The following is a 25,366-nucleotide window of genomic DNA, read 5'->3' as shown; positions in this document are numbered from 1 at the left end:
TCCTAGACCGCCCGGCGCACCACCCGCAGCAGCCCCCGCCGGTTCCTCAGGTCCACCTTGAGCGTCAGCTCACCTTTGCGGGCAAGCACGACGGCGACACTCGCCGCGGCGAGCGCCGGCACCCCGCCCGCTACCAGCAGCCCGGTGTGCGGATCCAGCTGTTCGGCAATGAAACCGATCATGGGTCCGCCAAGGGCCTGGCCGCCGATCAGCACCATGATGTACAGGCTCATCACGCGGCCACGGATGCCCATGTTGGAGCTGGTCTGTACCAGCTGGTTGGACGCAGTGAGGAACATCAGGCACCAGAACCCGGACAGCACCAGCGCGGCGCCGAAGAGCGGCAGGGTGGGGACGGCGGCGGACAGGCACAGCATCAGCCCGTACATGCCGGCCGCCAGGACCACCGACCGCAGCCGGAGCTGCCGGCGCCGGGTGGAGGCGACCGCGCCGGTCAGTGCCCCGAGCGCCACCAGCGCGTTCAGCATGCCGTAACCGCCCGCGCCGATGCCGTACACCCGGGCCGCGAAGGCGGCGAGCAGCACCGGCAGGCTCATGGCGAACACGGAGATGAAGCCCACCATGAGCCACGGCCAGTAGATGGTGGGCTTGCTGAGCGCGTACCGCAGCCCCTCCCGCAGCATGCCCTTGGACTTGGGCGCCGGCGCGCTCACGAACAGCTCGTCCCGGCGCAGCAGCAGGAGCATCGTGACGGTGGAGCAGCAGGCCGCGGCATTGGCGGCGAAGGCCCAGCCGGCACCGACGGCGGTCAGCAGCACCCCGGCAATGGCCGGACCGATCAGCCCGCCGAGCTGGAACGTCGTCGAGTTCACGCTGATGGCGTTGCGCAGGTAGCGGGGGCCCACCAGCTCGTGGACGAAAACCTGCCGGGCGGGCTGGTCCAGCACCGTGACCAGGCCGAGCACCAGTGCGATGGCGTAGACGTGCCAGACCTCGATCCGCCCGGTGAGCGACAGGGCGGCGAGGGCAGCGGCCAGGACAGCCGCGGCGGACTGGCACAGGATGAGGATTTTGCGCTTGGAGAACCTGTCCGCGACCATCCCGCCCCAGGGACCGAGCAGCAGCGACGGCAGGAACTGCAGCGCCACGGTGAAGCCGACGGCGGTGACGGATCCGGAGATCTGGAGCACCAGCCAGTCCTGGGCGATGCGCTGCATCCAGATGGCGATGACGGCAATGAAGTGGCCCGTGGCGAAAAGCCGGAAGTTGGGGACCCGGAGTGAAATGAAGGTGTGGCGCCACGGAAGGCGTTCACTGACGACAGCGACGGGCTGGGTGACGGTGGCCAATGGCGGCGGTGGGGGTGTCACAGGAGTTTCCTCAGCTGAGCGGTCCGATGGGGGATGCCCTCAACGCTATGGCGCACCCTTCTGATTGTGGAAGACTATTGCTCCTATAACTATCATTGCTGAACGTAATGACCTGCCGTTCGAGGAGGATGCATGTTCGAACCGGCCCAGCTCCGATCTTTCCTCGCCGTGGCCGAAGCGCTTAGCTTCACCAAGGCGGCAGAGCGCCTGGGACTGGCCCAGCCAACGGTCAGCCAGCATGTGCGAAAGCTCGAGGCCTCCGCCAAACGGACGCTGATCAGCCGTGACACGAGGGACGTCAGCCTGACGGACAACGGCGATGCCATGGCAGGGTTCGCCCGCAGCATCCTCGCCGCCCACGACGCCGCCACCCGCTACTTCTCCGGCTCGGCCATGCGCGGGCGCCTGCGCTTTGGCACGGCCGACGACCTCGCCATCACCGGCCTCCCGCGTATCCTGCGCGAGTTCCGGCAAATCTACCCGCAGATCAACCTAGAGCTCACGGTCGGCCAGAGCGACCAGCTGTACAAGCGCCTGAACTCCGGCCAGCTGGACCTCGTCTTCGTGAAGTGGGTGGCCGGCGCCAAGGACGGCACCGTGGTCCAGCACGACACCTTTTCCTGGGTGGGCCTCGAACAGACCGCCCTGGAGCCGGGCCATCCGGTGCCGCTGATCGCGTACCCGGCGCCCAGCCTGAGCCGCAAGCTTGCCATCGATGCGCTTGAATCCGTGGGCAGGACGTGGCGCATCACGTGCACCACCAAGCAGATCAGCGGCGTGCTGGCTGCCGTCCGCGCCGGGATCGGGGTGGCCGTGATGCCGTCGTCGCTGGTGCCGGAGGACCTGAAAATCATCACCCGCCGCTTCGAGCTGCCGCCTGTGGGGGACGTCGATTTCACGCTGATCAGGAACCCGCTGGCGAACGCCGAGGTCATCGACGCCCTGACCCAGGCCATCATGGGAAGGACCCTCAAGAAGCCCGTTTAGCAGGGCTGAAGCCCGAAAAATGATTGATAACCGTTCGCAGCTGGCTTATGCTGTGACTGTTGCGGTCATGCAGCGGCTGCCAACACACCGGTTTCGAAGACGAACATTGCTTGGCAACGAAGCCCGCGTTGTTCGGGATAGGTACGCCGTGACCACAGCCGCAAACCCCCGCTATACCCGCCACTCCATGACCATGGACGCCGAATACGTTGGCCCGCCCAATTGCGAAAAGTGCGGAACAGACGAGTTCATTTATCTTGAGTCCTTCGTGCCGGCCAAGCACCGCCCGGACGGCACCGTCCGGAAACTGGGCGAAGTCGCCTACACCTGCACGCGATGCGAGGACTTTTCCGCACACAGCGTCCCGGCATCATGGGCTCCTCCCGGCTGGTATCTGGGTTAAGCAGCAACACGCAAAGAGAACGGGCGGGGACCTTCCGGGTGCCCGCCCGTTCCCTTTGCCTCGTACGGGCGACTCCCCTAGATCAGCGAGTCGGAGAGGTGGTTCGGCGTGCCGAACCGGTGCGCCGTGATGCTGACGGCCTGCTCATGCAGGAACGGCAGCATTTCGATGCGGCCGGCCTCCGTCACCTCGTGGGCGTAGATGGCCAGGTCCGGGCGGCCGCCGGTCGCTTCGGCCAGGTCGGCTGCGGAGCCGCCGATCAGTCGGATGCGTCCGCCGGACAGCTTGTCCGCCGCGGCGAGACGGCCCGCGGATGCCAGCCACGCGGCGTCGTCCTCCACCGTCACGGGGATGTCCAGTCCGGTAAGCACCGCACGCAGCTGGGCGGGAAGCTCGACGCCGGACGAAACAGTGACCGGCGCACCGGCAAGTACACCGGCGGCTACTGTCCGGACGAGCGCCCGGAGGGGTTCGCCGTCGGACAGCCGGACGGTGACCGGGAGCGCACGGTAGCGGAAGATGTTCCGCTCGGCGCTCAGGTTGGAGACGTCCTTGGCCGTGCCGAATTCATCCGCCCAGGCGAGGGCGTCAGAGCCCAGCGCCCGCTGCAGGGCCTCCAAGTCGGAAGCGCTGAGTTCACCCTTCACGGCGTCGAGGAGCCGCTGCACCCTGCGGTTCGCGATGCCCGCCGCGGCACCCTGGGTGCTCTCGGCGCTGGTCCACTCACCGAGGCCGGCGAGGTAGTTGGGGCCGCCCGCCTTGGTGCCGGCACCAACCGCCGACTTCTTCCAGCCGCCGAATGGCTGCCGCTGCACGATGGCGCCGGTGATGCCGCGGTTGATGTAGAGGTTGCCGGCCTGGATGGTGTCCAGCCACACTCCGAGTTCGTCGGTGTTGAGGGAGTGCAGGCCGGCGGTGAGGCCGTACTCGATCTGGTTTTGGATGGCGATGGCCTCTTCCAGGGTGTCCGCGGTCATGACGCCGAGGACAGGACCGAAGAACTCGGTCAGGTGGAAGTAGGAACCGCGCTTGACGCCGTAGCGCACGCCCGGACTCCAAAGCCGGCCGGTGTCGTCGAGCTTGCGGGGCTCAACAGCCCAGTTCTCGCCGTCGCCGAGGGTGATCAGCGCGTTGAGCAGCTTGCCCTTGGCCGGCTCAATGATCGGGCCCATCTGGCTGGTGGGGTCCTGCGGGTAGCCCACCTTGAGGGAGGTCACGGCGTCGATCAGCTGGTTGTGGAACCGCTTCGAGGTGGCCACGGAGCCCACCAGGATCACCAGCGAGGCGGCGGAGCACTTCTGCCCGGCGTGGCCGAAGGCGGAGTAGGCAACGTCCTTCGCGGCGAGGTCCAGGTCAGCGCTGGGGGTGACGATGATGGCGTTCTTGCCGCTGGTTTCGGCCAGCAGCGGCAGGTCCTTGCGGAACGAGCGGAACAGTTCGGCGGTCTCGTAGCCGCCGGTGAGGATGACGCGGTCCACGGCGGGGTGGGAGATCAGCTGCTGGCCGAGCTCGCGTTCGCCCAGCTGCACCATGGTGAGCACGTCACGCGGGACGCCTGCCTCCCACAGTGCCTCGATCATCACGGCGCCGCTGCGGCGGGCCTGCTTGGCAGGCTTGATCACGACGGCGGAGCCGGCGGCCAGTGCCGCAAGCGTGGAGCCGGCAGGGATGGCAACCGGGAAGTTCCACGGCGGCGTGACCACGGTGAGTTTCGCTGGAACGAACGTGGCGCCGTCGACCTGGTCCAGCTTGCGGGCGGACTCGGCGTAGTAGTGGGCGAAGTCCACGGCCTCGCTGACCTCGGGGTCGCCCTGGTCGATGGTCTTGCCGGTTTCGCTGGCCATGACCTCGAGCAGGTCCGCGCGGCGGGCCTCCAGGACGTCGCCGGCGCGGTGCAGGATCTCGGCGCGCTCGGCGCCGGAGAGCGCACCCCATGCCTTGCCCTTTTCGATGGCGGTGGCGATCACGGTGTTGAGGGTGTCAGCGTCCGTGATGGTGGCAGCCTCGACGGAGGCGTTGCCAAGGGTCGACGTCGGCACCCGTTCCAGGATGGCGCGGCCCCAGTCGCGGTTGGCGGGCAGGGACGGGTCCGTGTCCGGGGTGTTCCGGAAGCCGGTGCGGGGCATCAGCTCTGCCGGGTGGTTGCGGTTCTGCAGGCGGTTGGGCGCCGGGACCTCGTCGTCGAGCTCTTCCAGGGAGGACAGGAAGCGCTGCTTTTCGCGTTCGAACAGTTCTTCGTTCTCGCTGAGCTCGAAGACGGCGGACATGAAGTTTTCCTGGCTGGCGCCCTCTTCCAGGCGGCGGATCAGGTAAGCGATCGCGACGTCGAATTCGGCCGGGTGCACCACGGGTGTGTAGAGCAGCAGGGATCCGACGTCCTTCTTGACGGCCTCGGCCTGGCCCTGTGCCATGCCGAGCAGCATCTCGAATTCGATGCCCGACTCGACGCCGCGCTGCTTGGCCAGCAGCCAGGCGAAGGCGATGTCGAACAGGTTGTGGCCGGCGACGCCGATGCGGATGTTGCCGATCCGGTCCGGGTGCAGCGCGTAGTTGATGACGCGCTTATAGTTGATGTCCGAGTCGAGCTTGGTGCCCCAGGTGGCCAGCGGCCAGTCGTGCAGCGAGGCTTCCACCTGCTCCATGGGGAGGTTGGCGCCCTTGACCACGCGGACCTTGATGGCCGCGCCGCCGTCTGCGCGGCGGGCGGCTGCCCACTCCTGCAGCCGGATCATCGCGGCGAGGGCGTCCGGGAGGTAGGCCTGGAGCACGATGCCGGCTTCCAGGTCCTTGAACTCGGGCTTGTCCAGGATCCGGGTGAAGACCGCGATGGTCATGTCCAGGTCCTTGTACTCCTCCATGTCCAGGTTGATGAACTTGGGCTTGGGGAAGGAAGCGGCGCGGGCGAACAGCGGGGCGAGCTTCTCGACGACGTGCTCTACGGCCTCATCGAAGGCCCAGGCGGAGTGCGGGGCCACGGTGGAGGACACCTTGATGGATACGTAGTCCACGTCCGGGCGGGCCAGCAGCGTGTGGGTTCCCTCAAGCCGGCGGGAGGCCTCGTGCTCGCCGAGCACTGCCTCGCCGAGGAGGTTCACGTTGAGCTTGATGCCCTCCTTGCGGATCTTGGCGATGGCCGGGCCCAGCTTGGAGTCGGTGGCGTCGACGATGAGGTGGCCCACCATTTCGCGCAGGACCTTGCGGGCTACGGGGATGACAACCTGGGGCAGGACCGGGGCCATGCGTCCGCCCACCTGGACAGCGCTGCGCATGTACCAGGGCAGGAAGGCGGGAACCTTCGGGGCGAGGGCGGCGAGGTTCCGGGCGGCGACGTGCAGGTCCTCGGGGCGGACCACGCCGTCGACGAAGCCCACGGTGAAGTCCAGGCCGTTCGGGTCCTTGAGGACGCCGGCGAGCTGCTCGGCGGAGGCGTCCACGGGAACCTTGCTGGCTTCGGTCAGCCAGCGGCGGACGAGGGCGATTGCGTCGGTGGCCAGAGCGGTCGCTTCGGCGACGTCGGACCCTGCCGAGGGGGTGGCGACGGCGCCGGATACAGTGGCGCCCTTGCCTGCCTGCACGCGGTGATCCGTTGCGGTGTTGGTCATGGCTTTCCTCGTTCTTTCAGTGCGATTGGATCGTCTTATCCATCAGTATGAGCCTCGCTTCCCTTAAGATAAAGCGATCTTTCCTGAGCAATACACGTTAGAAATACCGATCGTTCTGTATTGCCGCCAGGCAGCCCGAAGCAGCGCCGGTACGCCGCCGGCGCGACGACGTGAGGAACGGTTTGGAAAATCCCCGCAGGACGTGAGGAAGGGTTTGGAAAATCCCTGCAACAAGTGATCGAGCGTTGCGGATCCCAAACGCGTCCTCAGCTCCTGCCGCTTTTTCCCAAACGCGTCCTCAGCTCCTGCCGCTTTTTCCCAAACGCGTCCTCAGATCCTGCGGCTTTTTCCCAAACGCGTCCTCAGCTTTCGTCGCTAAAACGACGAACCCTCCCGCACCTGACAGGTGCGGGAGGGTTCGTCGGCATGGCGCAGGGCTGCGGCTACACGGGTGTGTGCATCTCCACGGCCTCGTTGTGCCGCGGACTGTTCGGGTTCATGAGGGAGTGCCGTTTGCCGTAACCGAAGTAAATCACCAGGCCGATAACGAGCCAGATGACGAAGCGCAGCCACGTCTCCCAGTGCAGCTGGAACATCAGGAAGGCGGAGGCCAGGACACCGAATGCGGGTACCACCGGCATCAGCGGCAGGCGGAAGGTCCGCGGCGCCTCCGGCTTGGTGTAGCGGAACATGATCACGGAAACGCATACCACCACGAACGCGGCGAGGATGCCGATGTTGGTGAGGTCGGCGACGGCCTTGATGGGGAACACACCGGCCAGAAGCGCCGATGCAACACCGCCGATCCAGGTCACGCGCTGCGGGGTTCCGTGCCGGTCGGTCTTCGAGAACCAGCCGGGAAGGAGGCCGTCGCGGCTCATGGAGAACCACACACGGGTGACGCCGAGGAGGAACGTGAGCATCACGGTGAGGATGGACAGCACGGCGAACACGGAGATGATGGTCGCGATGACGGGAAGACCGACGCCCTGGAACGCCGAAGCGAAGCCGGCGGCAGGATCGATGTCCTTGTAGTTCTGCATGCCGGTGAGCACGAGGGTGGCGGCTACGTAGAGCAGCATGGCGATGATGAGGGACAGGACGATGGCCTTGGGCATGTGCTTCTTGCCGTCGGTCGCCTCTTCGGCCGCGGTACTCATGGCGTCGTAACCGAACACGGCGAAGAACACGGTGGCCGAACCCGCCACGACGGGTCCGAAGCCGCTGGGCATGAACGGGGTGAAGTTCTGGGTGTTGATGTAGAAGACGCCCAACCCGATGATGAACAGGATCAGGACAACCTTGATGGCCACGGCGATCAGTTCAAACCGGCCGAAGGTCTTGGTGCCGCGGGAGAGGATCCAGGTGACCAGCAGACAGACAAGGATCGCCGGGATATTGATGATGCCTCCCTTGCCCTCATCCACTGTGGACGTCATCCACGCGGGCATGTGGATCCCGATGCCGGTCAGGAAGGCATCAAAATACCCGGAGATGCCGATGGCCACCACAGCCACGATGGCGATGTATTCCAGCAGCAGGTCCCAGCCGATGAACCAGCCGATGATTTCGCCCAGGGCCACGTAGCCATAGGTGTACGCCGAGCCGGCACGCGGAATCATGCCGGCGAACTCTGCGTAGGACAGCGCGGCGGCAGCCGAGGCCAGGCCGGCGATCAGGAAGGAGATCAGCACCGCCGGTCCGACGCCAGGGGTGTCAGCACTGCCGTGCGCCACAAGGCCTGCCAGCGAAAAGATGCCGACGCCGATGATGCCGCCGACGCCGATGGCGGTCAGCTGCCACAGCCCGAGGGACTTGAATAGGCCGCTGTGCTTGTTCTCTACTTCGATGTCGTCAATGGGCTTGCGCCTCAGGATTGACTGCGAGGGATCTGTTGTACTCATCGGGACTCCTGCGTAGGTGCGGCCCCATCATTTCGCCCTGTGATGGGGGTAACTCAATCTGTTTAGTATGCAAGCCCTGTTGCGTTAGATAAAGTGCATACTTCTAACCAGTATTCGTTAGTCCAACTATTCATTTGTGCAAACCAAGGAACAGTCCATGCTTGATGTCCGCCGGTTGAGGCTGCTCCGCGAGCTGAAGATCCGGGGCACGCTCGCCGAGGTGGCAGCAGCCCTGCAGTACAGTCCATCCTCAGTTTCCCAACAATTGGCCCTGCTTGAGAAGGAAGTTGGGGTGGAACTGCTGAGGAAAACCGGCCGCCGCGTGCAGCTCACCCCGCAGGCGGAGGTTCTGGTGGCACATACTGCCCACCTGCTGGAAACCCTGGAGCAGGCCGAGGCGGATCTGGCCGCATCCCTGACCACCGTCTCCGGCACGGTACGGATCGCCGTCTTCCAGTCCGCAGCACTGGCTCTGATGCCTGACGCACTGACCCGCCTCGCCGCAACGTACCCCGAGGTCCGGATTGAGATGACGCAGCGCGAGCCGGAGACTGCGCTGCATGAGACGTGGGCGCGCGACTTCGACCTGGTCATCGCCGAGCAGTACCCCGGCCATGCGGCGCCGCGCTACCCCGAACTTGACCGCGTACGCCTCACAGGGGACGCCATCCGCCTCGCAGTGCCGCCGCCCGCCGCGGGCAGGGCGGCAGTCGAGTCCCTCGCGGACACTGCGGAGATGCCCTGGGTGATGGAACCCCGCGGTGCGGCGTCGCGGCACTGGGCCGAGCAGGCCTGCAGGAGTGCAGGCTTCGAGCCGGACGTCCGTTTTGAAACAGCCGACCTCCAGGCCCAGATCCGCCTGATCGAGTCCGGAAACGCCGTCGCCCTGATGCCGGATCTGGTGTGGACCGGCCGGGGCACCACGGCGAAGCTGCTGGACCTTCCCGGCAAGCCGAGGCGGACGGTCTTCACGTCCGTGCGGCGCTCCGGTGCGCAACGGCCCGCCATCCTCGCGGCACGTGAGATTCTTGCCTCCACCGCCGCCTCCATTGCGGCCGCCCAGGAAATCGACACCGGGGCGGACGCCTCCGGTGCGCCCGCGGCAAGCCCCGCAGCGGCAGCATCCGCCGCAGAAGCAGCATCGGACGGATTACCAGAAGGAACGACAAACGGCGGAGAAACGGTGTAGCGGGGTGTTCCCTGGCTCACAGCCAAGCGTTGACCCCGGCGTTAGACTGTTGACGTTATGAATCGCACAATGTTTAAGTCCAAAATCCACCGGGCCACTGTCACGCACGCGGACCTGCACTATGTGGGCTCGGTCACCGTTGACCTGGACCTGCTCGACGCTGCCGACATCCTGCCCGGCGAGCTCGTGGCCATTGTGGATGTCACCAACGGCGCCCGTCTGGAGACCTACACCATCGCCGGCGAGCGCGGCTCCGGCGTGATCGGGATCAACGGCCCCGCCGCCCACCTGGTGCACGAGAACGACACCGTCATTCTGATCACCTACGCGCAGATGACCACCGAGGAAGCCAAGGCCTACGAGCCGAAGGTTGTCCACGTGGACAAGGACAACCGCATCATCCAGTTGGGCAATGACCCCGCCGAAGGCCTCACCCCTGGCCTGATGCGCCCGCCGTTCGCGCTCAACAACGCTGCACTGAGCTAAGAACATCGCCGCGGGGCTAATCGCCAACAGCGAGATCCCTGCCACAACGTGGACCGCGGCTGAATAAATCTGATTAGGCTGGGATGGTGGATGCCACCCCCTGCCTAAGCCTGTCCCCCACGGCGATCCCGTGCTAGGCGTCCTCGCAGGCTTTTTTGTGGTCTGGTGCATCATTCTGGTGGGCATGTTCGTGGGCAGGCGCAGGATTCTGGGCGAGAACGCCCGCCAGGTGCTGAGCGGGCTCACCTTCTTCGTGGCCAGCCCCGCGCTGCTCTTCGAGACGCTTAGCCGGGCCAGCCTCCGTGACGTGTTCGCCGCCCCGCTGCTCGTGGCAGCAGTCGGTGCCGTCATCACCGCCGCCCTGTTTTTCATCATCGTCAGGTTCGCGCTTAAGCGCAGCGTTCCGGAATCACTGATGTCGTCCATGAGCGCCTCGCTGGCCAACTCCGCCAACCTGGGCATCCCGATTGCCGTCTACGTTCTCGGGGACGCCAGCCATGTCGCTCCCTTGCTGATTTTCCAGCTGGCGTTTTTCACGCCGATGTTCCTCATGGCTCTGGATGCCACCACCAGCTCGCACCGGACCACGCCGCTCCGGTTCGTGATGCTGATCCTGAAAAACCCCATGATTGTCGGTTCGGCCCTCGGGCTGCTGGTCGCGGGAACCGGGTTTCAGGTCCCGCCGCTGCTGCTGGAGCCCGTCCACCTGATCGGCGGCGCCGCAATTCCTGCCATGCTTATGGCATTCGGCATGAGCCTGAACGGATCGAAGCCGCTGCAGGCGGACGCCGGACGAAGAACCGATGCCCTGCTGGCCAGCGGCTTTAAGCTCTTCGTCCACCCCGCCATTGCATATGTCTTTGCGCGCTTCGCCCTCGGCCTGGATGGCGCGGCACTGTTCGCCGTCGTGGTCACGTCCGCCCTGCCAACGGCGCAGAATGTGTTTGTTGCCGCCAGCCGCTACAAGGCCGGGCTCACGGTGGCGAAGGACACCGTCCTGATCACCACCGTCGTCGCCGTGCCTGCGATGATCGGTGTGGCCCTGCTCCTGGCATAACTGCCGCCCCACCCCAAAGCCCACCCCTGACCGCGCCGCGGCGGCCGCCCGAACTGGAGGAACCTTGAACACCACACTGGACACCGTGATCATCGGAGGCGGAGCCATGGGTTCCGCTGCCGCCTGGGCGCTGGCTGCCCGTGGACGCGACGTGACCCTGCTTGAGCAGTTCACGCCCGGCCACCACAAGGGCGCCTCGCACGGCGCAACCCGGAACCTAAGCCTTGCCTACGCGGAGCCCGAGTACGTCGCCATGCTGGCCGAAACGCTGAAGCTCTGGGCCGAGCTCGAAGTCGAGAGCGGCGAGCAACTGCTGGCGCGCACCGGCGTCGTCAACCACGGCCCCGACCCGCACCTCGGCGAGATCCACGCCGCGCTGAACAGCGCCGGCCTGCGGGCGGACTTCGTGCCGCTGGCCGAAGCCGGCGAGCGCTGGCGCGGCATCCGCTTCGACCAGCAGGTGCTCCATATGCCCGACGGCGGCCAGATCAACCCCGAGGCCGCCCTTCCTGCGTTCCAGCGGCTCGCGGCACGGAATGGCGCGGCCATCAGGCATGGCGCGAAGGTTGTGGGGCTGGACATACTCGACGACGGCGTCCGGCTCACCGTGGACGACGGCGGGCGGACGGAGGTGCTCACCGCCCGGCAGGCGGTGGTCACCGCGGGCGGCTGGACCTCCAAGCTGCTCGCAGGCTCAGTCGCCACCCCGCGCCTGACAGTCACGCAGGAGCAGCCGGCCCACTTCGGCATCACCGACGACGGCGCCACCTGGCCGGGCTTCAACCACTTCCCGGGAGAGGGCGGGGACTACGCGGGCTTCTACTCCCCCGTGTACGGCATGCTGACCCCCGGCGAAGGCGTCAAGGCGGGCTGGCACGGTGTGGGGCCGGTGGTGGACCCGGACCGGAGGTCCTACCTGCCCGAACCGCGCCAGCGCGCAGCCCTCCGGCAGTACGCGAGGGACTGGCTGCCCGGCGTGGACGCCGACACCATGACCGACATCAGCTGCACCTACACCACCGCCCCGGACCACAACTTCGTGCTGGACCGGATCGGCCCCGTGGTCATCGGGGCAGGCTTCGCCGGCCACGGCTTCAAGTTCACACCGGTGGTGGGCCGGATCCTCGCGGACCTTGCCACGGGCGAGGGCGCCGCACCGGCGATCTTCGCGGCTTCCCGCGCCTAGAGCCTCCCGCGCCTAGACCTCGCAGCCGTGGGTTCAGCCCCGCTGGTGCCCCTCCAGGAGCCGCGCGCAGCGGATAAACCCGAGGTGTGAATACGCCTGCGGGTGGTTCCCCAGATGCGTCTCGGTGCCCGGATCGTACTCCTCCGGAAGCAGCCCCGTGGGCCCGAACAGGTTGACCAGCTGGTCGAAGAGATCCCAGGCGTCGGCGATCCGGCCCACCGCCACGTACGCCTCGATCAGCCAAGTGGTGCAGATGTGGAAGCCGCCCTCCAGGCCCGGCAGGCCGTCGTCGTACTTGTACCGGAAAACCGTGGGTCCCACCCGGAGTTCACGCTCCACGGCCGCGACAGTGTCCAGGTACCTCTGGTCGCGGACGTCGAGCAGTCCGGACAGTCCGATGTGCAGCACAGCGGCGTCGAGGTCCGGGCTGTCGTAGGCGACGGTGTAGGACGCGGCTGTATGGTCCCATCCGTCACGGAGCACCTCCTCCCGGATGGTGGCCGCCGTGTCCGCCCAGGCAGGATCGGGGCTGCGGCCGTGCCGGGCGGCCGTGCGCAGGGCCCGGTCCAGGGTCACCCAGCACATCACCTTGGTGTAGACATGGTGCCTCGGCGCGCGCCGCGCCTCCCAAATGCCGTGGTCCGGCTCGTGCCACCGCGCCAGCACGGCGCTGGCCATCTGGACCAGCAGCTCCCAGTGCCCGTCCGCCAGCGAGCGCCGGGACTCGCTCAGCCCGTGGATCAGCTCCGCAATCGGGCCAAAGACATCGAGCTGGACCTGATGGTCCGCGGCATTGCCGATCCGCACGGGACGCGAACCCGCGTATCCAGGGAGGCTCTCGATGATGGCCTCCGTGGACAGCGGAGCGCCGGTGACGGAATACAGGGGATGCAGCCATTCCGGCCCGGGGGCGTTCGCCAGGATCCCGGTCAGCCAGTTGAGGAAGCCGTCGGCCTCCGCCGTTGATCCCAGGTCCACCAGGGCGTTGACGGTCATGGATCCGTCGCGCAGCCAGCAGTAGCGGTAATCCCAGTTGCGGGTGCCGCCGATGCCCTCCGGAAGGGACGTGGTGGGGGCCGCAAGCACCGCGCCGGTGGGCTCATGGACCAGTGCGCGCAGCACCAGTGCCGAGCGCCGCACGAGGGACGGCTTGACGGAAGGCAGCCTCAGCCCCTGCACCCAGCGCCGGGAATGATGCGCGACGGCGGCCCTGCGGTCCGCTTCACCTGTCCCGTCAGCGTGCTGAGGCTCAGTATCACCGCACCTGAGGTTGAGGACCACCGGTCCGTGCTGCAGGTTAACCTCAGCGGTGGCTGTTGCATGCCGACCGTCCGAAGTGATGGCAAACGTGACGTCCGGCGCCAGCAGGATGATGGGGTCGGAGGTGCCGACGACGTGGAGCTCGCTGCCGCGGACCTCCATGCTGAAGGGCGCATTGGCGTAGTCCGGACGGGGTGCGAAGACGATCCGGGCCGCCCCGGTGCCTGACAGCACCCGGACCAGGCTGGTGATGCCTTCCGGGGCGGGCTCAAGATAATCGGTCACGGTGACGTTGGCCCACCGCGTTTCCACGATCATGGTGCTGTCCACGTACCGCTGGCCAAGAACCCGCGACGCCTTGACCGGTTCCACCGAGAAGTGCCCGGCGGCGTCGCCGCCCAATATATGGGCAAAGAGCGAGCCCGAGTCCGGCAACGGATGGCTCATCCAGCAGATCTTGGCCTCGGGCGTCACCAGGGCCGTGGAGGAGCCGTTCCCGATCATGGAGTGCCGCTCCAGGCCGACGGCGTCCTCGCCGAAAAGCCAGGCCCGGCGCAGCTCGAAGAGGATGCCGAGCACACGTGCGAATGATTCCGGATCCTTCAGCCGGTGTTTGGCCTCCGATGGCATGTCCCCTACCCACAGCCCCATGTCCGGGCCGCGGAGTGTGGCCATGGCCAGTTCGTCGCTCACGGCGTCCCCGGCGTACAGGGCGGCGCTCACCCCCAGCCGGGCCCTCAGATGGTCCAGGGCATCGGCTTTGGAGGGCTGCAGCACGGACAGGTCCAGGACGGAGCCGTCCACAATGAAGAAGAGCCCGAGGGCCCGGGCGACCTCCTCCGCCTTCCTGGCACACCTGGCCACGACGTCCGGGGCGGCGGACCGGGTGTGGACAGAGACGGCGACGGGCTTCCGTTCGATGCTGATGCCCTTGTCCGCCCCCACCGCTTCGAGCAGGGCCTGGTTGGCCTGCTGCAGCACCGACTCGGTGGCGAGGGACAGTCCGTGCGCGAACCCCATGTCGAACTCCGCCCCGTGCGAACCCACCAGGTGGACTTCGGCGGGAAGCCTGGAGACGGCGGCGAGGTCACGCAGGGACCGTCCGGAGATGACTGCGGCGTGCGTGTTCGGAAGTGCGGCCAGGGCCCGGAGGGCGATGGCCGCGCTGCCCAGCGGCAGCGTTTCCGTGGAGATACCCTCTGCGGCGCACAGGGTTCCGCCGTAATTGCAGGCGACGAGCAGGCCCGGCGTCCGGGCCAGGATCTTCAGTTCGCCGAGCAGCTGGGGTGTGAGCCCGTCGTCGGCTGCCTCCGACTGGACGAAGGCCCGCAGCAGGCCCAACGGAAGGGATTTGGTCAGCAGTGCGGAATCGGCCACCGTCTGGTTGAGCGGAGTGGGCATGCGCGGCAATCCTTCGGATGATCCCCAATCGGACTCGGACACCTAAAGTGTCCGCCGCGGCCGTTTCCCCTGAATATCCCCGTCATTGCGTTCGTGTAACTTTGCGGGCCCTCTACCTGTCAAGCGGGTCAGCAGTTGGGCGAATCGTATTCGTAGGCCCCGGCGTCAGCAGCGGCCGTTCCGGCGCAGTCCCCGTTCTGCACGGCGGGGGCCTTCAGAAGGTCCACCGTGTAGGGCGTGGTGCCCGCCCTGTCGATGGCGGGACTGGTGCCCGTCAGTCGCAGGTCCGCCGGAGCACTCGCGAAGCGGGCCGGCGCCGTCGTTGACGTGCTGTTCGGGGTGATGTTGACGGGACCGTTCAGGACATTCTGCTTCTCGGTCCAGCCGGAACCGTTGATCCACAGGGAGTTCCTGACGCCCACCAGGATGTTGGCGCGGATCACCGTTGAGGCGGGGCAGGTCGCGTGGCATACGATTGCCTGCGACTGCGTGCCGGTCAGGTAGACCGTGTTGAACTCAAACACGGTGCCGTTGGTGGGACCGAATGACGTTCCGTTTCCACGGGCAATCAGGCCCTTGGCCTCGGAGCAGTTGGCGCCGCAGGTTGAACGGATGAGGTTGTAGCGGAAAGTGTTGCCGTCTGCCGTGCCCGAGGACTTTCCAAGTTCGGAGAAGTTGTTGTTGTCCAGCGACACATTGTGGTGAATGTTGTTGCGGTTGCCGTTGTAGAGTTCAAACGCACCGCCGTCCTGGTTGAAGTCATAGGACTTGCCGGTGGAGCCGCTGACGGTGTTGCCGGAAAACTCGTTGTCGCTGCCGTTAATCAGTACGCCAAATGCCCCCGAGTCGTCGCTGCAGTTCACGGCGGCCGACGTCCCGCAATTCGTGCCCGGCGTATTTACATTCATCACGTTGTTATTGGTGAGTGAATTTCCCGTGTATTTGCCGAAGTCGGAGCCGGTTCCGACCTTAAGCCCAACGGCGTTGTAGGACGCGCTGGTGTTCCGCACGGTATTGCGGTCTCCGGTGACGCTGACTCCCGCGTAGCCGCAAGTCACGGCACGCAGGCCCTCCAGGATGGTGTAGCTGCCGTTGATCCTGATGCAGTTTCCGGATTTTCCGCCGGTGACTATGGGGGCGTTGCCCGTGCCGTAGCTGTTCAGCGTGATGGGGGCGGTGGAGGTTCCGCTTTGGGCGGTGACGATGCCGCCGCTGAACGTGTCGCCCCGGCGTAAGCTGACGGTGTCACCCGGCTTGAGAACCGCCTGGTTGACCCTGGACAGCGTCTTCCATGCCGATGTGCTGGCGGTGCCGGAGTTGCTGTCGCTGCCGGCGGCGCTGACATAGTACGTGGTGCCCGCGGCAGACGCCGGAGCAGCAGCTCCGGCAATCAGTCCGCCGACCATCAGGAGGGTGGTGAGGACGGCCGGGGCCGGAGACTTGATCTTCAATTTTTCCCCAGGCATTTAGGATGGCGGCCCGGGTCTGTAGTGATTTGAGACCGCTACATTTCAACCCGGCCGGCAACGAGTGTTTAGATCGAGACCTTGCGCCCTTAAAGCTAGGTTCCGTCCCGGATGAAGTCAACAGATATGAGTTGAAATGGGGGCGCTGAAGACTTAGACGCTGACCAGTCCGGCTGCCTCTGCAAGCAGCTCCACCGAGCGCAGCCGTTCGGCGGTTCCGGTGCTCTGGTGCGCCACGATGAGCTCGTCGGCGCCGGCGTGCCGGGCAAAGCCGTCCAGGTAATCCAGCACGGCGTCGGGGGTGCCCACGGCCGAGTACTTCATCATCTGTGAGACGTGCTGTCCCTGCGGCGAATCCAGGATCATGTCGGCTTCGTCGTCGGTGAATTGCCGCCCGCCGCCGAAGAACAGCGAGACGCGGGACCGCATCGTGGCGCGCAGCATCTCCTGGGCGTCCGAGGCAGCATCGGCGGCCACCACGTTCACGCCGGCGATGACGTGCGGCGCGGACAGCTGCTCCGACGGCTTGAACTCCCGGCGGTACACGGCGACGGCGTCCTGCAGCGCATTCGGCGCGAAGTGGGAGGCGAAAGCGTACGGCAGCCCCAGCTGGGCTGCCAGCCGCGCCCCGAAGAGGGAGGAGCCCAGGATGTAGAGGGGCACGTTGGTTCCCCTGCCCGGCGTAGCTTCCACGCCCTGAACGCGGGTGGGCCCGGTGAGGTAGCCCTGCAGTTCCAGAACGTCCTGCGGGAAAGTGTCGGCCGAATGCGGGTCACGGCGCAGGGCGCGCATGGTGTTCTGGTCACTGCCCGGCGCACGGCCAAGGCCCAGGTCAATCCGGCCGGGATGCAGGGTCTCCAGGGTTCCGAACTGCTCCGCTATGGTGAGCGGGGAATGGTTGGGCAGCATCACCCCGCCGGCCCCCAGACGGATGGTCTCGGTGTGGGCGGCAACGTGGGCAATCAGCACAGACGTGGCGGAGGACGCAATGGAGGACATGTTGTGGTGCTCGGCGTACCAGACCCGCCGGTAGCCAAGTTTTTCAGCCAGCCGGGCCATGGCGACGCTCCCGGCAAAGCTCTCCGCCGCCGTCTGGCCCTTGCCGATGGTTGCCAGGTCGAGGATGGAGAGGGGAACAGTCACGGCAGGACGGCCTTTCGTAGGGGGGTGCGCAGCTGCCGGCCCCATGGTGGTCCGGCACGTGTAGAACAACGACGGCGGAGCCCGGGTTATTTCTTTCTGCGCCGGTGACGCTGTCCACATATCCCGTCGATTCACCTCCCGCTATGCTGGCGGCATGGCCAACAAGTCCACCGCAGATAAAGTAGCCACCATCCAAAAGGGATACGCCCTGGAGGGTGCCACCATCGAGCTGGGCGCCGCCATCGTGGACGGTGAACTGCACAAGGACGCTCCGGTCCGGCTGCCGCTGTCCATGATGAACCGGCACGGGCTCGTAGCCGGCGCCACCGGCACAGGAAAGACCGTCACCCTGCACATGATGGCCGAGCAGCTCTCGACCGCCGGGGTCCCCGTTTTCCTGGCCGACATCAAGGGCGACCTGTCCGGGCTGGCCATGGCGGCCGCCGGAAGCGACAAGCTGGCCAAACGGACTGAGAGCATCGGGCAGGCATGGTCCGGGAAGACGTTTCCGGTGGAGTTCCTGGCCTTGGGCGGGGACGGCGACGGCATCCCGGTCCGCGCAACGATTACGTCGTTCGGGCCCATCCTGCTCTCCCGGGTCCTTGAGCTCAACGACACCCAGGAATCAAGCCTCCAGCTCGTGTTCCATTTTGCGGACAAGAAGAACCTTGAGCTGGTGGACCTGAAGGACCTGCGCGCCGTCATCCAGTTCCTCATCTCCGACGAGGGCAAGGAAGCGCTCAAGGAACTGGGCGGCCTGTCCAAGGCCACCGCCGGCGTCATCCTCCGCGAGCTGGTGACCCTCGAGGCGCAGGGCATGGAGCGGTTCTTCGGCGAGCCTGAGTTCGACACCGCCGAGCTGCTCCGCACGGCACCTGACGGGCGCGGCGTCATCAGCTGCCTGGAGCTGCCCACCCTGCAGACCAAGCCGATGGTCTTTTCCACGTTCCTCATGTGGCTTCTCGCCGACCTGTTCGAGGACCTGCCCGAAGCCGGCGACCTCGACAAGCCCAAGCTCGTCTTCTTCCTGGACGAGGCGCACCTGCTCTTCAACGACGCCTCCAAAGCCTTCCTGGAAGCCATCACCACCACCGTCCGCCTGATCCGTTCCAAGGGCGTGGGCATCTTCTTCGTCACGCAGACCCCGAAGGATGTCCCCGCGGGCGTCCTCGGGCAGCTGGCCAACCGCGTCCAGCACGCCCTGCGGGCGTTCACGCCGGAAGATGCGAAGGCGCTTAAGGCCACCGTCTCCACGTTCCCGGTCAGCGACTACGACCTCGAGGAAACCCTGACATCCGCGGGCATCGGCGAGGCCGTCATCACGGTCATGAACGAAAGAGGGGCGCCGACGCCTGTCGCACTCACCCGGCTGCGGGCACCGGAATCCGTCATGGGTCCCAGCAGCCCCGAACTGGTCAGGAGCACCGTGGCGGGGTCGGCGCTGCTCGCGAAGTACGGCACGGCGGTGGACAACGTCTCAGCGTACGAGAAGCTGACCGGCAGGGCCGGGGCAGCCACCGGCGCCGCGGCGCCCGGCCAGCCGGGCGCCGCGGCGCCCGGCCAGCCGCCTGTGCCGTCGCCCGAAGTGTTCGTTCCCGGCAGTCCCGACCCAACAGCCGTCGACGACGAAGCCCGCCGCATCGAGGAGGAGATCCTAGGCCGCCCCAGCAGCAGACAGCCGAACAGCCAGCCAGGTTCCGGGCGGGCAGACAGCAGGCCCGCACCTCCGCCCCCGGCCAGGCGCCAGGCTCCCCCGCCCGGGGGCATGATGGACGACATCACCGGCGCCCTGGGCGGGGTCCTGGGAAGCGGCCTGAAAAGCATGGCCCGGTCCATGGGAACCCAGCTCGGCCGGGAGCTCCTGCGGGGAGTTTTTGGCACCTCGTCCCGGCGCCGGCGCTAGCGTAAGGCAGCGCCGGAAGCGGCGGGTGAGCGCCCGCGGTCGGGCATTCCTGCACGCTGGCTGAGCGTCACGGGGACGGGCGCTACTCCAGAGTTGCGTGGCGTTGCAGGTAACGTGGGGTGCGTGCAAATGAGTCAAGCGTTGGTGAAGACGGCTGCCGGATGGCTGCTGGGCCTCATGCTTGCCATCGTTGGCGCCATCGTTTCCGTCAATCTGGTCAACTCCTCCGTGGCCAGTCCGCAGCAGCCCGTCCGCGAATATCTGGAGGCCCTGCAGCACGGCGAAGGCGAGCGCGCGCTGGGCCTGCTCCGGGCGTCGGTGCCGGACGCCGACCCCGCCATGCTCGACGGCACGGCCCTGCAGACGTCGGCCTCACGGATCACCAACGTCAAGCTCGGGGCCGCAGTTGCGCGTGGCGGCAACCGGGTAATGGTGCCGATGGACTACACCATCGACGGCAGCCAGCTGCACACCGAGTTCCTGCTGGAGAGCACCGGCACGGAATGGCTGTTCTTCCACAAATGGTCCTTCGTGCCCACCACCCTGCCCACCGTGGACGTGACGGTGGTGAACTCCAGTGAGGCAACGATGAACGGCGTGCCGGTGAACATGCCCGGCGGCCACAACAGCTTCGCCGTGTTCTACCCGGGCGAGTACGAGGCGTCCCTCAACGGCCAGTACTTCGCAGCTCCGCCCACCCGGGCCACGGTCTCCGGACGGGAGGCTCCCGCCGCGCCGCTTAACCTGCTGACGCACGCCACGGACGAGCTGAACCAGGCGGTGTCCGCCCGCGTCAAGGAGTTCCTCGACAAGTGCGCGGCGGAAGCCGGCCAGCAGCAGCGGCTCCAGCCCGACTGCCCGTTCTACCACGTGACCAACAACCGCGTGGTGGACGGGACCATCAAGTGGAGCATCACCGCGTATCCGAAGGTCACAATCGAGCCGTTTGACGGCAAGTGGGTGGTGGCGCCGCTGGACGGCAAGGCCAAGATCACCGCCCAGCAGATTGACCTGTTCACGGGAGCCGTCTCTCCTCTGGATGAGGAGCACGACTTCAGCTTCACCACGCGTCTGGACATCGACGGCGACACCATCAAGGTCACGCCGCTGCTCACCTTCTAGGGGCAGCGGCCTGGCCGGTGCTTCAGCGGGGGGACCTCAGTCCATGCCGCGCAGGTCCAGCACCAGGTCCGTGTCGCCGTCGGCCTGCAGCACCACGGGGATGCCCCAGTCCTGCTGGTAGAGGTGGCACGCGGCGTGGTCCGGGATCTCGCCGTCCTCGGTTTCCGGGCCGTCGCAGGCAGCCGCGCGGGCGGTAATGTGCAGCACGCCCTCTGAAACGTCAGAGGCCAGCTCGAGTGTGCGGAGCAGGCCCACGGAAGTCCCGGCGCCGGACACGAGCAGTTCCGGCGGGGTGGAGGAGATCTTCATCTGGGTGGGGTCACCCCAGCGGTCATCGAGCTTCTGCCCGGTGGGCGCCGTGAAGCGGACCGTGAGCTCCAGCAGACCGGGCGCCACAGGGCTCTTGGGCCGGTGCGTCTGGGCGGCGCCCTCGTCCACCTGCTGCGCCTCCTTGGGGATGGGCACGTACACGAGCTGGTGCTTGTTCGCTTCCACCACCACCAGCAGCGGCTCAGAGCCCGCCACCTGCGTGTGGTCGACAATCACGTCAGACGGCTCGGCCAGGCCACGCGCCAGCGTGGAGACCGTGCCGGCGGCCGGGTCGTAGCGGCGCACAGCACCGTTGTACGTGTCGGCGATCGCCACGGAGCCGTCGGGCAGCACCGTGACACCCAGCGGGTGCTGCAGGCGCGCCTCGGACGCCGCGCCGTCCCGGAACCCAAAGTCGAAGAGGCCCTTGCCTATCGCTGATTCAACGGTGACCGTTCCGTCGTCGTCGATCACCAGTTTGCGCAGGGCAGAGGTCTCAGAGTCCGCAACCCAGATGTTCCCGTCGGCGTCCTCAGCCACACCCGACGGCTGCGCAAACCACGACTCGTGGGCCGCCCCGTCCAGCAGGCCTTCCAGCCCGTTGCCGGCGACGATCGAGACATCCCCGCTGAGCGGCTCGTAGCTGAAGATCTGGTGCACACCGGCCATGGCGATCACCACGGCGTTCAGCTTGCTGGACCAGACAACGTCCCACGGCGAGCTGAGGGCAACATCAAGGGGGTGGTCCCCCAGACGTCCGGTGAAACCGGCCGCGTCTTCGTCCACGCGGGCAGGCCCGGTCTCGAGGAGCCGCTGCACGCCGCTTCCCACGAGGGTGGTGATGGTTCCGTCTGCGAGCGACAGTCCCCGCAGGCGGTGGTTAACGGAGTCGGCAATTACGACGTCGTAGCCCGTCTTCGCTGCCACGCCTTCCGGCAGTAGGACAAGACCCTGCGGTTCGTTGAACCGGGCGGCGCCGGCGGCGCCGTCGGCATGGCCTTTCTCCCCGGAACCGTACGTGTTCAGCACGGTGTGGAAATCTGTGCCGAGCTCCAGAACACGGTGGTGGCCGGTATCGGTGACCAGCCACGTACCGGCGTCGGACGCGGCGCCGGCGGCAGCACCGGCGTCGGACGTTGAACTGGCGGACGCCGAACCACGGCCGGCCGGAAGGTAGAGGGCCTTGCCCGGGAACCGCAGGGTTCCCGACGTCGGCTCCGGGGCCACGTAGGGGCCGCTGCCGCGGTGAAGCGTGCCGCGGGCCTCATGCTCGGCGATCAGCTCGGGAATGAGCACGCCCAGGCCGTCGGCGTGGCCTTCGCCCGACAGGTGCGCCACGATGTACCCCTCGGGGTCAATGACCACCAGCGTGGGCCAGGCGCGTGCCGTGTAGGCCTTCCAGGTCTCCAGCTCCGGGTCGTCCAGGACGGGATGGTGGATCTCGTAGCGCTCCACGGCGGCGGCCAGCGCGGCAGGGTCTGCCTCGTGCTCGAACTTCGGCGAATGCACGCCCACGGTGACCAGGACGTCGGAGTACTTCTCCTCCAGCGGCCGGAGTTCGTCCAGCACGTGCAGGCAGTTGATGCAGCAGAAGGTCCAGAAGTCCAGGAGCACGATCTTGCCGCGCAGGGCTTCCAGGTCCAGGGACTTGCCGCCGGTGTTCAGCCAGTTACGGCCCACCAGTTCGGAGGCGCGGACCCGGAGGTGGGTGCGTACGGTTTCGCTCATCAGCGTCCTTCCAGCTTTGAGTTGCGTTCGGCCAGCTTGGCGTCGCGTTCCGCCAATTTGGCAAACATATCGTTGTAAGCGGTGAGGTCGGCGTCGTTATTCCTGTCCGCAGCCCGGTCGGTGCGCCGGGTTTCGCGTTCATCGGACCTGGACCACATGATGGCGACGCCGATCGCCACCAGAAGTGTGGGCACTTCGCCGATTCCCCAGGCCACGGCGCCGCCCATCTGCTGGTCCAGGAGGGCCGAGCCTCCCCAGGTGCGGCCGAGGTTGCCGAAGTAGTCGGCGGCCAGCAGGTTGGTGCCGCCCATGATGGCCACGCCGAAGAAGGCGTGGAAGCCCATGGTGGCCAGCAGGAGCAGGAGGCGGAAGGGGTAGGGCGCGCGGCGCGGCAGCGGGTCGGTTCCGATCATGCTGAGCACGAAGATGTACCCCGTCAGGGCAAAGTGCAGGTTCATCAGCTCGTGGCCCACGTGTTCCCGCATCGCGAGGCTGAAGGCGTCCGAGTAGTAGAACAGGATGATGGAGCCGGCGAAGTTGGCCGCGGCGAACAGCGGATGGGTGACCACCTGCGAGAACTTCGAGTGCACGAACAGCAGGATCCATTCGCGGAGGCCGCGGGACCCGTCCTTCCTCGACGGAAGTGCCCGGAGCGCGAGCGTCACGGGGGCGCCGAGGACCAGGAAGATTGGGGCCACCATGGTGAGGGCCATGTGGTCCACCATGTGCGCTGAGAACAGTACGCGGCCGTATACCGACGGCGGTCCCGAGGTGATGTAGGTCAGCACCACCAGGCCGATGATCCAGTTCGTCGTGCGGAACCAGGCCCACTTGTCCCCGCGTGCGCGAACCTTGGCCACGCCCAGCAGGTAGGACACCAGGCCGAAGATTCCGACTGCGATCCAGAGCCAGTCGAGGCGCCATTCGGTGAGCCAGCGTTCGGGCGTCAGCTCAGGGGGCAGCTCGTAGCCGGAGAGGATGAATGCCGGGGTGGCATCCGCGGCATAGCTGGTGGGTTCCGGCGGCGCTGAGCGCCCCAGTGCGACGGCGATGCCGGACGTGGCGCCCATGATGAGGAGTTCGATGAGGATCAGCTGCCACAGCACCCGCCGTGCGGACAGGGCCGCCCCCGCCCGGGCCAACTGCGGGATGACCCATTGCCGGTGCATGAAGCCGATTCCGCCCAGTACCAACGTGGCGGCGGCCTTCGCCAGGATCAGCTGCCCGTAGGCCGAGTCGAACAGGGCAGCCCAGCTGGTCACCCGGATGCTGGCATTGATAACGCCCGATGCGAAGACAAGCGCGAAGGCGAAACCTGCGAGCGAGGAGAACCGGCGGAGGACGGGCTCGGTGATGTCCTGGCCTCCCGGCTGGGCTGCCTGGCCGCTGCGGGCCGCGTTTCGAGGCGCGAGACTGCCTGAGAGGAGGGCGAGCAGGATGATGCCGCCAACCCAGGCGCTGACCCCCACCAGGTGCAGGCCCAGCGAGTTGATGGCACCCTCGTGGTCGTTGGAGCTGGCGGAGTGGCCGATCAGCGCGGTGGGAACCAGCCCGATCAGCGCAAGCAGCAGCGTGAACGCCAGGCCGGTCAGGGAACGCACGCCGAAGAGGGCGGTTGTCACGACGGCGGCGATGATCGTGACGGCCAGCCAGGCGCGTCCGGTTTCAATGTCAGTCATGAAGTAGACGAGGGCACGGGTGAATTCGGCATCCCCGGAGATGCCCTGCCCCGCCACGTCGGAGTATGTCAGCACCAGCACGGCGATGGCAGACAACGTCCACGCCACGCCGGCGGCCGCAGCGATGGCCAGGGCCCGGGTGAAGGCCGGGTGCTCGGGGGCGTCGGCGTCCTTCGACCGCGCGGCACCGAGCTTGTGCGGCAGGACTCCTGCGGCGAAGATGAGCCCGCCGATTACCGTGGCCAGGGAAACGTTGTGGATGGCCTTGCTGACCGGCAGCCCCCACCGGACCAGTGCACCGGGGTCCGAGACCTCGCGGGCGGCTGCCGCACCGGAGAACAGCAACGCGGCCACCAGTCCCAGGAAGAGGGCACCGAGCCCGGCCAGCTGCCAGGCCCGCTGAATGCCGAAGGCACTGTCAGTGGCCCGCGTTCCCGAATCGGGCGCGGGTTGCGGAGTTAGGGGTTTTGCTGCTGAGGGCACCTATCCATTGTCCGCTACCGTCGCCGCGGCAGCGAATCGGGGGTTTGGCGGATCTTTGGTTAAAAGCAAAGGGAGCGGCACCCCGCGGGGTGCCGCTCCACTGAACTGCGTAAAGACTACTTCTTGGAGACAGCGGCCTTCAGCTTGGAGCCGGCGGTCAGCTTGACGCTGTGGCCAGCGGCAATCTGGATGGTCTCGCCGGTCTGCGGGTTGCGGCCCGTGCGGGCTGCGCGGTCGGTACGCTCAACTGCGAGCCAGCCCGGGATGGTGATCTTCTCGCCGGCGGCGACAGAAGATTCGAAAACCTCGAACAGTGCATCGAGCACGGAGTTGACGGCTGCCTGGCTGGTGCCGGCCTTGCCTGCTACCTCGGAAACAAGTTCACTACGGTTCTTAGCCATGTATGTCCTCCTGGACGCTTTTGATTCTGGATCCTGCATGCGGCGTGCGTGCAAGCCACTGTTCGAAAACTTACCAGCTTGCACCCGCGAGGGGGATAAATTCCGCGTGTTTCCGCCACTTTTTGATCTAAATCACCGGTATTTCAAGGATTTCCATCCAAATGCGGCCTCCATCCTTGATCCCCGCTCCCGTTTGGCGCCGCCCCGGCCGGTCCTTCTCCGGGGGGCCCCTGGTGGAGGCTGGGAAAGCCCGGCCGTGTTCGTGCTGGTGGAGGCTGTAGAGAAACCCCGGTCCTGTCTCCAGCGGGGGGTGGGGGTGGGGTTTA

At 66.7% G+C, this 25,366-nt stretch carries 17 protein-coding genes; 8 read left to right on the top strand and 9 right to left on the bottom strand.

Annotated elements, in window-relative coordinates; translation table 11 throughout:
• Positions 1 to 2: 2 nt before the first annotated feature.
• Positions 3 to 1,331 (bottom strand): MFS transporter, encoded by a 1,329-nt coding sequence (locus ABIE00_RS00085; protein WP_354255145.1) that lies wholly within the window; start codon positions 1,329 to 1,331, stop codon positions 3 to 5.
• Positions 1,332 to 1,463: 132 nt separating this feature from the next.
• Here ABIE00_RS00085 and ABIE00_RS00080 point away from each other — a divergent pair, with 132 nt between their 5' ends.
• Positions 1,464 to 2,318, top strand: a complete 855-nt coding sequence (locus ABIE00_RS00080; RefSeq protein WP_354255142.1) for a LysR substrate-binding domain-containing protein — start codon at positions 1,464 to 1,466, stop codon at positions 2,316 to 2,318.
• Positions 2,319 to 2,466: 148 nt separating this feature from the next.
• On the top strand, positions 2,467 to 2,721 hold the full coding sequence (locus ABIE00_RS00075) for a hypothetical protein (protein ID WP_354255139.1): 255 nt from the start codon (positions 2,467 to 2,469) through the stop codon (positions 2,719 to 2,721).
• A gap of 77 nt (positions 2,722 to 2,798) precedes the next feature.
• Here ABIE00_RS00075 and ABIE00_RS00070 read toward each other — a convergent pair whose 3' ends face one another.
• Together ABIE00_RS00070 and ABIE00_RS00065 are read right to left on the bottom strand one after the other, a co-directional pair.
• The gene (locus ABIE00_RS00070; protein WP_354255136.1) at positions 2,799 to 6,323 is read right to left on the bottom strand and encodes a bifunctional proline dehydrogenase/L-glutamate gamma-semialdehyde dehydrogenase; all 3,525 of its coding nucleotides are present in this window, start codon (positions 6,321 to 6,323) and stop codon (positions 2,799 to 2,801) included.
• A gap of 443 nt (positions 6,324 to 6,766) precedes the next feature.
• Positions 6,767 to 8,227 carry an amino acid permease gene (locus ABIE00_RS00065; protein ID WP_354255133.1) on the bottom strand — a complete coding sequence of 487 codons (1,461 nt, stop codon included), beginning with the start codon at positions 8,225 to 8,227 and terminating at the stop codon, positions 6,767 to 6,769.
• A gap of 157 nt (positions 8,228 to 8,384) precedes the next feature.
• Between ABIE00_RS00065 and ABIE00_RS00060 the strand changes: the two genes are divergently transcribed.
• The 4 genes from ABIE00_RS00060 (at position 8,385) to ABIE00_RS00045 (ending at position 12,145) form a co-directional block, all read left to right on the top strand.
• Positions 8,385 to 9,416: a LysR substrate-binding domain-containing protein gene (locus ABIE00_RS00060; RefSeq protein ID WP_354255130.1), complete on the top strand. Its 1,032-nt coding sequence runs from the start codon at positions 8,385 to 8,387 to the stop codon at positions 9,414 to 9,416.
• A 57-nt stretch (positions 9,417 to 9,473) separates the two neighbouring features.
• Entirely contained in the window at positions 9,474 to 9,902 is a 429-nt protein-coding gene (gene panD / locus ABIE00_RS00055; protein ID WP_331570838.1) for an aspartate 1-decarboxylase, read from the top strand.
• A 130-nt stretch (positions 9,903 to 10,032) separates the two neighbouring features.
• Complete coding sequence (locus ABIE00_RS00050) at positions 10,033 to 10,959, top strand: AEC family transporter (RefSeq protein WP_354255125.1); 927 nt, start codon at positions 10,033 to 10,035, stop codon at positions 10,957 to 10,959.
• A gap of 64 nt (positions 10,960 to 11,023) precedes the next feature.
• Complete coding sequence (locus tag ABIE00_RS00045) at positions 11,024 to 12,145, top strand: FAD-dependent oxidoreductase (RefSeq protein WP_354255122.1); 1,122 nt, start codon at positions 11,024 to 11,026, stop codon at positions 12,143 to 12,145.
• Between the two features lie 33 nt (positions 12,146 to 12,178).
• Here ABIE00_RS00045 and ABIE00_RS00040 read toward each other — a convergent pair whose 3' ends face one another.
• The 3 genes from ABIE00_RS00040 to ABIE00_RS00030 form a co-directional block, all read right to left on the bottom strand.
• Positions 12,179 to 14,806 carry a trehalase-like domain-containing protein gene (locus ABIE00_RS00040; protein WP_354255119.1) on the bottom strand — a complete coding sequence of 876 codons (2,628 nt, stop codon included), beginning with the start codon at positions 14,804 to 14,806 and terminating at the stop codon, positions 12,179 to 12,181.
• Between the two features lie 128 nt (positions 14,807 to 14,934).
• Positions 14,935 to 16,257, bottom strand: a complete 1,323-nt coding sequence (locus ABIE00_RS00035; RefSeq protein ID WP_354255116.1) for a right-handed parallel beta-helix repeat-containing protein — start codon at positions 16,255 to 16,257, stop codon at positions 14,935 to 14,937.
• A 168-nt stretch (positions 16,258 to 16,425) separates the two neighbouring features.
• On the bottom strand, positions 16,426 to 17,415 hold the full coding sequence (locus tag ABIE00_RS00030; RefSeq protein WP_354255113.1) for an LLM class flavin-dependent oxidoreductase: 990 nt from the start codon (positions 17,413 to 17,415) through the stop codon (positions 16,426 to 16,428).
• 154 nt (positions 17,416 to 17,569) lie between these two features.
• Here ABIE00_RS00030 and ABIE00_RS00025 point away from each other — a divergent pair, with 154 nt between their 5' ends.
• A complete protein-coding gene (locus ABIE00_RS00025) occupies positions 17,570 to 19,318 on the top strand; it encodes a helicase HerA-like domain-containing protein (RefSeq protein ID WP_354255110.1) in 1,749 nt (582 codons plus the stop codon).
• Positions 19,319 to 19,447: 129 nt separating this feature from the next.
• Positions 19,448 to 20,440, top strand: a complete 993-nt coding sequence (locus ABIE00_RS00020) for a hypothetical protein (RefSeq protein ID WP_354255107.1) — start codon at positions 19,448 to 19,450, stop codon at positions 20,438 to 20,440.
• A 36-nt stretch (positions 20,441 to 20,476) separates the two neighbouring features.
• Here the strand turns inward: ABIE00_RS00020 and ABIE00_RS00015 are convergent, their stop codons facing one another.
• The 3 genes from ABIE00_RS00015 to ABIE00_RS00005 form a co-directional block, all read right to left on the bottom strand.
• On the bottom strand, positions 20,477 to 22,477 hold the full coding sequence (locus tag ABIE00_RS00015) for an NHL domain-containing thioredoxin family protein (protein WP_354255105.1): 2,001 nt from the start codon (positions 22,475 to 22,477) through the stop codon (positions 20,477 to 20,479).
• Positions 22,477 to 24,639, bottom strand: coding sequence for a bifunctional copper resistance protein CopD/cytochrome c oxidase assembly protein (locus ABIE00_RS00010; protein WP_354255103.1), 2,163 nt, complete (start codon positions 24,637 to 24,639; stop codon positions 22,477 to 22,479). Before ABIE00_RS00010 ends, ABIE00_RS00015 begins: the two co-directional genes overlap by 1 nt.
• Positions 24,640 to 24,755: 116 nt before the next feature.
• Positions 24,756 to 25,040, bottom strand: a complete 285-nt coding sequence (locus ABIE00_RS00005) for an HU family DNA-binding protein (RefSeq protein WP_003803320.1) — start codon at positions 25,038 to 25,040, stop codon at positions 24,756 to 24,758.
• Positions 25,041 to 25,366 lie beyond the last annotated feature (326 nt).

This window comes from Arthrobacter sp. OAP107, from assembly GCF_040546765.1.
Classification (GTDB): domain Bacteria; phylum Actinomycetota; class Actinomycetes; order Actinomycetales; family Micrococcaceae; genus Arthrobacter.
This window is presented reverse-complemented; position numbering and strand designations above follow the sequence as displayed.